9 protein-coding genes are annotated in these 12,395 nt (G+C 42.9%); 3 read left to right on the forward strand and 6 right to left on the reverse strand.

Annotated features, from left to right (window positions below; genetic code table 11):
- Window positions 1-23: 23 nt before the first annotated feature.
- The 3 genes from GKO22_RS09660 to GKO22_RS09670 form a co-directional block, all read right to left on the reverse strand.
- Window positions 24-1,535, reverse strand: coding sequence for a carbon-nitrogen hydrolase family protein (locus GKO22_RS09660; protein ID WP_166334514.1), 1,512 nt, complete (start codon window positions 1,533-1,535; stop codon window positions 24-26).
- Between the two features lie 125 nt (window positions 1,536-1,660).
- The gene (locus tag GKO22_RS09665; protein ID WP_166334516.1) at window positions 1,661-1,984 is read right to left on the reverse strand and encodes a DUF3467 domain-containing protein; all 324 of its coding nucleotides are present in this window, start codon (window positions 1,982-1,984) and stop codon (window positions 1,661-1,663) included.
- A 15-nt stretch (window positions 1,985-1,999) separates the two neighbouring features.
- Window positions 2,000-3,115 carry a M42 family metallopeptidase gene (locus GKO22_RS09670; RefSeq protein WP_166334518.1) on the reverse strand — a complete coding sequence of 372 codons (1,116 nt, stop codon included), beginning with the start codon at window positions 3,113-3,115 and terminating at the stop codon, window positions 2,000-2,002.
- 94 nt (window positions 3,116-3,209) lie between these two features.
- Between GKO22_RS09670 and lgt the strand changes: the two genes are divergently transcribed.
- Both lgt and GKO22_RS09680 read left to right on the forward strand, forming a co-directional pair.
- Complete coding sequence (gene lgt, locus GKO22_RS09675) at window positions 3,210-4,034, forward strand: prolipoprotein diacylglyceryl transferase (RefSeq protein ID WP_166334520.1); 825 nt, start codon at window positions 3,210-3,212, stop codon at window positions 4,032-4,034.
- A gap of 67 nt (window positions 4,035-4,101) precedes the next feature.
- Entirely contained in the window at window positions 4,102-5,316 is a 1,215-nt protein-coding gene (locus GKO22_RS09680) for a multidrug effflux MFS transporter (protein WP_166334522.1), read from the forward strand.
- Window positions 5,317-5,326: 10 nt separating this feature from the next.
- Here the strand turns inward: GKO22_RS09680 and aroQ are convergent, their stop codons facing one another.
- Both aroQ and GKO22_RS09690 read right to left on the reverse strand, forming a co-directional pair.
- Complete coding sequence (gene aroQ / locus GKO22_RS09685) at window positions 5,327-5,749, reverse strand: type II 3-dehydroquinate dehydratase (protein WP_166334524.1); 423 nt, start codon at window positions 5,747-5,749, stop codon at window positions 5,327-5,329.
- Window positions 5,750-5,798: 49 nt separating this feature from the next.
- A complete protein-coding gene (locus GKO22_RS09690) occupies window positions 5,799-7,424 on the reverse strand; it encodes a gliding motility protein RemB (RefSeq protein WP_166334526.1) in 1,626 nt (541 codons plus the stop codon).
- A gap of 202 nt (window positions 7,425-7,626) precedes the next feature.
- Here GKO22_RS09690 and GKO22_RS09695 point away from each other — a divergent pair, with 202 nt between their 5' ends.
- Entirely contained in the window at window positions 7,627-9,048 is a 1,422-nt protein-coding gene (locus tag GKO22_RS09695; RefSeq protein WP_166334528.1) for a glycoside hydrolase family 125 protein, read from the forward strand.
- 272 nt (window positions 9,049-9,320) lie between these two features.
- Here the strand turns inward: GKO22_RS09695 and infB are convergent, their stop codons facing one another.
- Window positions 9,321-12,302 (reverse strand): translation initiation factor IF-2, encoded by a 2,982-nt coding sequence (gene infB / locus GKO22_RS09700; RefSeq protein WP_166334530.1) that lies wholly within the window; start codon window positions 12,300-12,302, stop codon window positions 9,321-9,323.
- Window positions 12,303-12,395 lie beyond the last annotated feature (93 nt).

The following is a 12,395-nucleotide window of genomic DNA, read 5'->3' on the forward strand; positions in this document are numbered from 1 at the left end:
ATTCATGGCAACCTTAGCTCATCTTACTTCAATAGATTAACCTCGTAGAGATCTTTACGGCGATCTTTCAAAATCTTGACCGTACCATATTCATGTAAATCGCGCAAAGCATATAAATCGACATCCGCGATCAGCACCATCTCGGTGTTTGGCGTAGCTTCGGCCTTGATGGCATTATTTGGAAAAGCAAAATCAGATGGTGTAAACACCGCCGACTGCGAATATTGAATATCCATATTACTCACGCGCGGCAAGTTGCCCACGGAGCCAGCAATAGCCACATAACATTCGTTTTCAATGGCGCGTGCTTGCGCACAGGCACGTACGCGCATATAACCATTCTGCGTATCGGTCATAAATGGTACAAAAAGGATTTGTAATCCTTGATCAGCAAGGATTCGACCTAATTCCGGAAATTCTACATCATAGCAGATCAGCAAGCCAACTTTACCGCAATCCGTATCAAATACCTTCACCTCATTGCCACCGACCATGCCATAATACTTGGATTCGTTAGGTGTGATATGTATCTTCTTGTAAGTATCTAATTGCCCGTTACGATGACAGAGGAACGTGGCATTGTACAACTTACCGCGTTCTACGACCGGCATAGATCCCGCGATGATATTTACATTATAAGACACCGCGAATTCCTGAATTTTAGCGACCGTCTCTTTCGTCAGCTCAGCCAGCTTCTCCATCGCCATCCGCTCGGGCATGTCGTTGTACGAGCTCATCAACGGCGTATTAAAAAACTCTGGGAACAACGCAAAGTCAGCACCATAGTCACTCACCGCATCCACAAAGAACTCGACTTGATCGAAAAATTCATTGATATCTTTGAACAAACGCATTTGCCATTGCACCAATCCTAAACGGATGGTCTGTTTGGAAGCAGAACTAGATTTTGCATCCGGTTCATAATAGATGTTATTCCACTCCAGCAGTGTTGCAAATTGCATAGATTCCGCATCTTCTGGCAAGTAATGCTTCAGAATTTTCTTGACATGAAAATCGTTAGACAGCTGAAAAGTCAAGGTCGGATCGTAAATCTCTTTTCTTTTCACGCGCTCAATATACATCCTCGGACTCATCGTATCGGCATAGGTATGATAGTTTGGAATACGACCTCCCGCTACAATACTTTTGAGATTCATCTCCTCACACAACTCTTTGCGCGCATCGTACAATCTTCGCCCTAAACGTAACGAGCGATATTCGGAATGCACAAAAACTTCGATACCATATAAGGTATCGCCTTCATTATCGTGCTTTGAAAATTTACCATCGTCTATGATTTCATAATACTTCTCATACACGTTAGTCTTTTTGGTGTTGATAATGATAGACAGCGCACAAGCCACCACCTTTTTGTCGACTTCTACGCAAATTTGTCCTTCTGGAAACATATCCACCAAATCGTCGATATGCGCACGTGTCCATACATCTCCAGCATGGCCGTCATAAGCTTGGATCATAGACTCACGAAGGTCTTTATAATCCTTCTTGGTCAAGGTTCTTAAATTAATATCCATTATAAAATCTGTATTGCACTGTAGTAACAGGCCATGGAAAAGATTGTTTGCGCGCTAATAGACGTCTTTTATCTACAAAAAGCAAGCGGCCTATCTGTAGGCCGCTTGCAAACGATTATCAACTTTTAAGCTTGCCCAGTTGGGCCACCAAAATTGAGTGGAATGGGCACCTCTCTAGGATCGATCTTCCCATTTTGTGCTTCGAAGCGATTCACATTATCTTGTAATGCCGACAACAACCGTTTGGCATGCTCCGGCGTAAGCACGATGCGTGATTTCACTTTTGCTTTGGGCACCCCCGGCATGATTCGCACAAAATCGACTACAAATTCCGTATTCGAATGTGTGATAATTGCAAGATTAGAATAGATACCTTCCGCTATTTCTTCCGTCAGTTCGATATTGATCTCCTGCCCTTCTGGGTTCGGGTTATTTGGATTATTACTCATATTGGCTGTCTACAATTATTTGGTGAAAGTACGAAAATCTTGATCAGGCTGAATAGCAAGCACCATTTCGTAAATCAAACGAATCACGTTATCCACATCTTCCTTGTGAATCATCTCGACGGTGGTGTGCATATAGCGCAAAGGCAAAGAAATCAATGCCGAAGGCACGCCACCATTAGAATAAGCAAAAGCATCGGTATCTGTACCAGTAAAGCGAGACGATGCTTGCCGTTGGAATGGTATATTATGCTCTTTTGCGACTTCAATCAGCATTTTATTCAGATTGATCTGTACTGCAGGTGCATAAGAAACGACAGGACCCTTACCACAAGCCAACTCACCTTGCGTGATTTTATTAATCATGGGCGTTGTCGTATCGTGCGTGACATCGGTCACGATGGCTACATTCGGTTTGATGTAATCGGCAATCATTTCCGCCCCTTTCAGTCCGATCTCTTCTTGCACCGAATTTACGATGTACAATCCAAAAGGTAATTTCTTCTTATTCTCTTTCAATAAACGCGCAACTTCGGCAATCATTAGACCACCGGCCCGATTATCCAACGCACGCCCTACATAGTAACGATCGTTGAGCACCATAAACTCGTCTTCGTACGTCACGACGCTACCGACGTGAATGCCCAACGCTTCCACTTCGTCTTTGGAAGTACAACCGCAGTCCAAAAATATATTTTTCAAGCTTGGCGCATCCTCTTTCTCGCCCGAGCGCGTATGAATGGCCGGCCAGCCGAATACGGCTTTCACAATACCATTGTCTGTATGGATATTCACTCTTTTAGAAGGTGCGATCTGATGATCGGATCCACCATTGCGAATCACATAAATCAATCCATCGGAAGTAATATAATTGACAAACCAGGAGATCTCGTCCGAATGCGCTTCGATCACGACTTTATAAGGTGCATCTGGATTAATGATCCCAACCGCAGTACCGTAATTATCAACATAGGTATCATCTACATAAGGCTTCAGGTAATCTAACCAAAGGCGCTGCCCTTGCCATTCAAAACCGGTAGGTGAAGGATTGTTTATATAGCTTTCGAAAAAGGCCAATGATTGCTTATTGACCACTTCTACGTGTTTATGCTCTTTAGAACTCTTTTTACTCATAATGCTTAATTTGTGCTACGCAAAATAAGTATTTCAAATAGATATGACAAAAACTAACCCAGTAAACCTTATCTTTACGCCATAATTTGACCGCATGACAACTTCCCTAGCACACATCGTTTGGAATATCGAACCCGAAATATTTACGATAGGATCTTTCGGCTTACGGTACTACTCGCTATGCTGGCTATTAGCCTTTGCTTCTTCGTATTTTTTCATGTTAAAAGTGTTTAATCGAGAAGGCAAATCGCAAGAGTTATTGGATAAGCTCACGATCTATATTTTTCTCGGTACGTTACTAGGAGCTCGCCTTGGCCATTGCCTCTTTTACGACTTTGCCTATTATAAAGATCACCTTTTGGAGATTTTCATCCCATTTCAGCAGGTCAATGGTCAATGGCAGATGACTGGTTTCACGGGATTGGCTAGCCACGGTGGCGCTATCGGGATAATAACCGCATTGTGGTTATTCGCTCGCAATACCCAGATGAATTTTATCTGGATCACCGATCGTTTAGTCTTAGTCGTGCCGATCGCTTGTTTTTTCATCCGCTTAGGCAACTTCTTCAACTCGGAAATACTTGGTCACCCGACGGACTTACCTTGGGCAATCATCTTTCAGCAAATAGATAATATACCAAGACATCCTGCTCAGCTTTACGAAGCCATTGCGTACCTGATCTCCTTCGGGATCATGTGGTATCTGTATCAGAAAAATCAGAATCCGAAACCAGGAAAATTGTTCGGAACGTTATTGATCCTTTTGTTTGGAGCACGACTGACTTTAGAGCATTTCAAGATCGATCAGGTCGCATTCGAGCAAGGAATGGCGCTCAACATGGGTCAGATTCTGAGTATTCCTTTTATACTCGTCGGGTTATACTTATTACTGCGAAAAACCACACCGGTAACTCGCTAAAAATAGAAGCCCTTCGATCACAAAGAAGGGCTTTTTAATTTTCTCTTTTTCAACACGCAACAACTATATGAATTTTAATTCTCTTTCCAAATCAAGACGTTTTGCCATATTGCTCATCCTTGGTTTGCTTTCTGCTATTGGGCCGTTTTCCATCGACATGTATTTGCCGGCTTTTGATACGATAGCGGCAGATTTCGATTCACCAATCGAAAAGATACAATTATCCCTGACTGCTTTCTTTGTGGGAATCGCTATCGGTCAGATCATCTACGGACCACTATTGGATAAATTCGGACGTAAAAAACCACTTTTTGTCGGCCTCGGAATTTACATACTTGCTTCTATTATGTGTGCTTTCACAGAAGATGCTGATCATTTGATTGTGTTTCGCTTCTTGCAAGCTTTAGGAAGCTGCTCTGGTATGGTTGCTTCGAGAGCGATGGTTCGCGACTATTTCGATCCTCGTGAAGGCGCGAAAGTTTTCAGTATGCTGATGTTGGTGATTGGTATTTCTCCAATTATTGCTCCAAGTGTTGGTGCCTTTGTTTTAGCGCATTTTGATTGGCATATTATCTTCCTGATTCTAACAGGTTTAGCGACATTAATTTTGTTAGCCGTCATTTTTGTTTTGCCGGAATCTTACAAGGGTAATCGGGGGATGTCGTTATATCCCAAAGCGATCTTAACTGGATATTGGTCGGTATTCAAAACACCTGTTTTTTTGCTATATGCCATGGTAGGTGGTTTTGCAGCAAGTGGATTATATGCCTATCTTTCGGGATCACCATTTGTACTTCAATCATTGCATGGACTTACCGAATCACAGTACGGTATTGCATTCGCGATGGTAGCTTCCTGCCTCATCATTGCCACGCAATTGAATCGGGTTTTGTTAAATAGATTGACGAGCGAAGAGATTTCCAAAAAAGCGAGTTACTTTCAGGCTGCAGCCGGTGTTTTATTGGTCATTTTTGCCCTGACGGGAATGCTTAACTTGATCACGCTGTTGGCATTAATCTGTTTGTTTCTTTGCGCACAAGGATTTATTTTCCCGAATACCTCTGCTATGGCTTTAGCACCATTTGATCGCTTAGCTGGTAGTGCTTCTGCTTTGTTAGGATGTATACAGATGGCTTTGGGCGCAGGTTCTTCTGCTTTGGTGAGTCATTTTCACAATGGTACACAAGTACCGATGACAGCCGTGATGTGTGGTGGAGCGGTGATCAGCTTTCTGATCTATTTATTATTACCAAAATTTAAGCAGCGCAGAGCGCAAGTTTAATGTTGTCTTTTTAAGACAACATTAAACTTAAAATACCTAAGCGGTAGCTATTCAGGCCAAATCCAAGGATTACGCCTTTACATTGTGCAGAAAGGTACGAATGGTGTCTAAACTCCTCCCGCTGATGTACATTAGAGATATGAACTTCGATCACGGGAGTATTTACTGCCGCAATCGCGTCCGCAATCGCGATAGAAGTATGCGTGTAAGCACCCGCATTGAGCACGATGCCGTCCCATTCAAATCCTACACGTTGAATTTCATCAATAATAGCACCTTCGCTATTTGCTTGAAAATAGCTTAAATCAACATCTGGAAATTCGTCTTTTAGTTCTTCAAAGAACGACACAAAATCCTGGTCGCCATAAATGCTTTTTTCCCGTACGCCCAACAAGTTGAGGTTAGGACCGTTTAGTAATACTATTTTTTTCATAGATGATGATTGTCAAATGTTTGATGCGATACAGCGTCGTTAAGGAAGCTTAAATATCGCCGTAGAATGGTCGGAAAGTAGAACGTAAACCTACCGATATCACGCCAGTGCGTATCGATGGCCGATCAGCAATATTCTGCTGACGATGAGTATAACCGAGTTCAAAACGTAAGTTGTACGTCGGATTGAGCACATAGGAAGCACGCACATCGGCAAAGTATAAATCATTACGAATACCTTGGCCAATGCTGTTCCCATACCAGTTAGGGTAATTCTCGTACGATTCGAAAATATCTCCACCATAACTGGTACCATCGCCCGGATCTGTACCAAATAAGCTATACATGCCCTGCAATGAAAAATGGAATCTTCTCCAAGCGTAGTTGGCAATACCAACGACCTCTTTGAAATTAGCACCACGGGGATGTGCCAATGGCTCGGCATTATTACTGTAATTAGAGATCGACACAAAGTGCTGGTAGGTATACGGTCGTGCCAAATTGTACTCTGCCAACAAGCTCAGGTTGCGTACGCCAAACATATGATATCCACGTGCTCCAAACTGTGCCGCCCATTTGTTATGGATGTATCCATTACCCGAAAAAAATTCACTTCCCGTAAATTCACCTAAGAGAAACTGGCTATATAAGGTAATGTTTTCCCACGTTTTATATTTGGCACTCGCGCCCAAAAACATCTTGTCTGGCGAGGAAGAATTATTGGATTCGATCGGTCGCAGAAAATTTACAGGGATCGCGTAATTCCAATCGAAACCGCGGCGACCTGCCTGATTTCTATTAGCCCAAATCACCGCTTGAAAGAAACCGACTGACAAACGATTAGAAATATTATAATCTAAGTATTGGAAAGCACCCCACTTTTTACCATCACCAAATTCTGCACCACTGTTTAATGAATCTATTCTAGCCGTTCTCGGATCATTCATATAGGCCCACACCGAGGTATACCGAACATTGCCGATCGTACCGGTCAATCGAAGTTGCGCGTAATTGGAAGAGAAGTCGGATAAAAGCACAGAGCGATAACCATCGCCAATGTGATTACGATCATACCCAACCGAAGCTTGAAAATAATCACCGAAAGCGTAGGTTGCATTGGCAGTAGCAAAAAGCCATGATTGCCGTTCTCCATTACTACTTTGTAACACGCCTTGGCCCGGCACTACTTCATTTGTATTGATATAATCGGTTAAATAGTTTGGAAATACCGCGCGATTATCAATCAAATTACCATAAAAGACAAACTTGTCTTTATACGTGAACCCTGCCTGTACGCCAGCAGATCCTAACCAAACATTTCTTTTGTCAGAATTTCTGAGATCAGAACCAATCATCAGATCGGGTATAAAGTCTGCGTAAAAGCGATAGTCCTCTCCGTTCGCTTCTACCAAATGCTCATTGAATAGTTTTCTGGCAAACCAATTATCTGAATTGGTACGGTTCAAATTGGTGATAGAGTCGTGTGCAGCAAACAACCTTTTTTTCAATAAAAAAGGCTTGACCGTAGTGAACTCACGACTATCGGCTCCGTAAAGGGTTTCTCCATATTGCTGATAGAGGGAATAAGAATAAGGCAAATAATCTATCTGCGCACGAGCCGGAAGAGCAAATCCTAAACACCCTAACGCTAGGATCAAACCGTGAGAAATCTTCATAACCACGAAATTAGACAAAATTTTTAATGCAGGACGCAATTTTTGTACCTAAATGGCTACTTATACAGCATTTGCCATTTAAATCCAACAGCGATAGATTGATAAGGTAAGCTAAAACGTTTTTATTAATGTTATTGCACAGAAAATATGTATATTGGAGCTCGCAATAATAAACTAAAAACATCAATAATTATACATTAGCATGAAGCGTAGAACCTTTATTCAGAACTCCGCTCTTTTGGGCGCAGGCATGTTAGCCAGCAAGTTCTCACTAGCTGCCGACGGATACGCCAACTTCCCAGTAGTTAGAGTAGCTGAGAAAGACAGACACTTTAAAAGTAAAGTTGTCGAAAATATTATCAAAGAATTTCAAAGCAAGGTGGCCGATAAGGAATTGGGCTGGTTGTTTCACAACTGCTTTCCAAACACATTGGATACCACTATCTATGACGAATCTACCGCCAATCAAAAATTGACCTACGTCATTACGGGCGATATTGATGCGATGTGGTTGCGCGATAGTAGTGCACAAGTATGGCCGTATTTGCCTTTTATGAAAAAGGATAAAAACCTACAAAACTTGATCGTTGGATTAATCAACAAACAAGCAAAATGTATCAATATTGATCCTTATGCTAATGCATTCTACAACGATCCAACCAAAGAAGGCGAATGGTTTTCGGATCATACAGAAATGAAAGCCGGTATTCATGAGCGCAAGTGGGAAATTGATTCCTTGTGTTATCCAATCCGTCTAGCTCATGCTTACTGGGAGGAGACTAAAGATACTTCTCCATTCGATGCGGAATGGGTACAAGCACAAGAGAATGTTTACAAAACTTTCGTAGAGCAACAGCGCAAAGAAAGCTTAGGGCCATACAATTTCATGCGTACGACGCCGCGCGGTACAGATACGCTGCAAGTGGATGGCTGGGGATATCCCGTGAAGCCAGTTGGTTTAATTTGTTCTAGTTTCCGCCCTTCGGATGACTGTACGATGTTACCATTCTTGATTCCTTCGAACCTATTTGCCATCGTTAGTTTGAGACAATCGGCTGAGATCTTGAGAAAGGTGAAAAACAACACGGACTTAGCGCAAAAAATGGAAGCTTTGGCGAACGAAGTAGAGCAAGCTGTCAACCAATATGGTATCATCGATCACCCGACCCATGGACGCGTTTACGCATTCGAAGTGGATGGTTACGGTAGTTATATGATGATGGATGATGCGAATGTTCCTAGCTTATTATCGTTACCCTATTTAGGTGCAGTAGATAAAAATGATGAAGTTTACCAGCGCACGCGCAAATTCATTCTTTCGGAAGAAAATCCATTCTTCTTCAAAGGAACGGCTGCTGAAGGTGTTGGTGGTCCGCATATTGGACGTGATATGATCTGGCCAATGGCAATCATTATGCGTGCAATGACCTCTTCAGACGATGAAGAGATCAGAACATGTATCCAAACCTTGAAGAAAACACACGGTGATACTGGTTTTATGCACGAATCATTCCATAAGGATGATCCGAAGAACTTTACTCGCCATTGGTTCGCTTGGACGAATACTTTATTCGGTGAATTGCTTTGGAAAACTTATCAAGAGAAACCAAGCTTATTGGTGTAATTGAGCCATCAAGCAAGCAAAAGTAGGATTGACACTTAAATCATCCTTACTTCATAAATATAAAATAGCCATCCCAAAAAGGATGGCTATTTTTATTTGCTGCACATGCTACAAGCTATCACTGAAGATGCTAAAATAGGTGAATACGATAGCTTTGGAAATAGATAGATCTATGGGTACATAAAGAAAAGTCCTGATAGGAAATAACCTATCAGGACTTGTTGCAAATACTCTTTGTATAGCCTGGGGCAATTATTCCCCCAGCTTTGCGATTACAACTTACGCTTAACTTCTACTTGTTCGTAAGCTTCTACAATATCTCCTTGTTGGATATCATTGAAGCGGTCAATGTTAAGACCACACTCGTAACCGAATGTCACCTCTTTCACATCGTCTTTAAAGCGTTTCAAGGAAGCTAGTTTACCTGTATGAATTACCACACCATCACGGATCACGCGGATATCATTATTTCTATTGATCTTGCCTTCCAAGACCATACATCCGGCAATAGTTCCGACTTTAGATATTTTAAAGGTTTCACGGATCTCCACGTTAGCCACGATTTTCTCTTCAAATTTCGGTGCCAACATACCCTCCATCGCAGACTTGATCTCATCGATCGCATCGTAGATGATCGAGTACAATCGGATATCGATTTGCTCTTGCTCTGCCAATCTACGTGAGCCTTGTGTAGGACGTACTTGGAAACCAATGATGATCGCATCTGACGCAGAAGCTAATAATACATCTGACTCAGAGATTGCTCCAACCGATTTGTGAATGATATTCACTTGGATCTCGTCGGTAGACAATTTTAATAATGAATCGGATAATGCCTCAATAGATCCATCCACATCACCTTTCACGATCAAGTTAAGCTCCTTGAAGTTACCAATTGCCAAACGACGACCGATCTCATCCAACGTAATGTGCTTAGTAGCACGCATTCCTTGCTCACGTTGCAATTGTAGACGTTTGTTGGCTACCTGTCTTGCTTCTGGCTCGCTTTCCATCGCGTAGAATTTATCTCCCGCTGTAGGTGCGCCACCCATACCCAAGATTTGTACTGGTGTAGCCGGACCGGCTTCTTTCACACGCTCGCCACGCTCATTGGTCAAAGCTTTCACTTTACCTGAGTGTGAACCTGCTAAGATCGCATCTCCCACACGTAAGGTACCACCTTGAATCAATACGGTAGTCACGATACCGCGACCTTTATCTAGAGCAGCTTCAATGACAGAACCTACAGCACGTTTCTTAGGATCGGCTTTCAGGTCTAATAATTCTGCTTCTAATAATACTTTCTCTAACAATAACTCGACGTTATCACCTGTTTTTGCAGAGATCTCCTGAGCTTGGTATTTACCACCCCACTCTTCGACCAAGATATTCATCGCAGAAAGTTGCTCACGAATTCTATCTGGGTTTGATCCTGCCTTATCGACTTTCGTGAAAGCAAACACAATTGGTACACCAGCGGCTTGCGCATGGTTGATGGCCTCTTTAGTTTGCGGCATCACGGCATCATCTGCCGCGATCACGATGATAACAATATCCGTTACTTTGGCACCACGTGCACGCATCGCCGTAAAGGCTTCGTGACCCGGTGTATCTAAGAACGTGATCTGACGACCGTCTTCTAGTTTTACGGCATATGCACCGATGTGCTGCGTAATACCTCCGGCTTCTCCGCCTGTCACGTTAGCCTTACGTATAAAATCTAATAAGGAAGTTTTACCGTGATCTACGTGTCCCATCACCGTTACGATTGGTGCTCTAGGAATTAGGTTTTCTTCGGTATCTGCTACTTCTAGATCAGCTACTTCTTCGTCCTCTGGTTTGATGAACTCGATTTCGTAACCAAATTCGTCTGCTACAATCGTGAGTGTTTCGGCATCCAAACGTTGGTTGATGGATACAAACATGCCTAAACTCATACAGGTTGAAATAACCTGCGTCACCGACACATCCATCAAATTTGCCAATTCATTTGCGGTAACAAATTCCGTTACACGTAAAATTCTTGATTGTGCTTCTTGCTCCATTGCCGCCTCTTCTGCAGATAGGGCAACATCATCCCTTTTTTGACGACGTAGTTTAGCACGCTGTGCAAACTTACCTGATTTACCCGCTCCACTCAAGCGAGCTAGCGTCGCTTTGATTTGATCTTGGATATCTTTTTCAGTAGGCTCTTCTTTTGGAGTAGCTGGTCCTGTTCCTCTTCCGCGATTATCATGGCGACCTCTGTTGCCTGGGTGATTACGATCTCCCGGACGGCCAGGTCCACCTGTTCTGTTACGATCATTAGGACCGCCACCTGGACGATTTTGTTGATCGCCAGTAGCTCCCGGTGTTGTTTGTCCCGGTTTATTTGGCGTACTAGTACGCTTGCGCTTCCGTCTGTTGTCGTTATTAGCGGCATCAGATGAAGAAGCAACTGGTTTATTCGATTTAAAGACAGGAAGATCAATCTTGCCGATTACTTTCGGCCCTGACAAAGTAGTAGATCTGGCACGAATGACGTCGTTGCCAGCTTCTGGGGCTTTCGCAGGAGCTGGAGTTTCCTCCTTTTTCTCAGCTGCTGGCGCTTTAGCTACTTCCGCAGGTTTTTCTTCTGGCTTTTTGTCCTCAGCTACTACAGTTGCTGGCTTTTCTACTGGTTTCTGTTCCACTTTAGGTTCAGGGGCTGTTTCTTGTTTCGGAGTTTCTGCTTGAGGTTTTTCCGCTACGGGCTCTTCCCTCTTCACCTCTGCGACCACTGGTGGCGTCACCACAGGCTCAGCCTTAGGTTCTTGCTTAGCCGGCTGTTCGGTTTTTTGCGCTGGTTTACCTCTCTTAAGGCTATCCAAATCGATCTTACCGACAACTTTCAGTGGACTTTTCTCTTCCTGATTTTGTTCTTGCTGTTGTTCTGTTACGGGCTCCGTAGGCGCCTGCTTCGCAGCTGGTTCCTGACTAGCTTCCGCTTTGCTTTCGCGGTCATCAGTAGCGTCGACAGTAGTTTCAGGTTGATTGGCAACAGGAGCTTCGTCGCGACGAATCTTCCCGATTACAATTTGTTTTGCCTCGTCTTTTACTATTTTATCTCCCTGAAACTCTTTCAAAAGAACCGCATACATATCTGGTCCCAACTTCGTATTTGGCTTCGACTCTACGTCAAACCCTTTCTTCACCAAGAAGTCTACGGCTGTCCCGATTCCTATGTTTAGTTCTTTTGCTGCTTTCAGCAAATTAATGCTCTTACCTTCTGTCATCTAACTTATACTCGCTATAAAATATGATACTACAAAAATATGTTTTTTTTACACCTATTTAACATTTTAATGAAAAATAGTCTTGCCGCTTTT

Source organism: Sphingobacterium chungjuense, assembly GCF_011316935.1.
In the GTDB taxonomy this organism is placed as follows: Bacteria; Bacteroidota; Bacteroidia; order Sphingobacteriales; family Sphingobacteriaceae; genus Sphingobacterium; species Sphingobacterium chungjuense.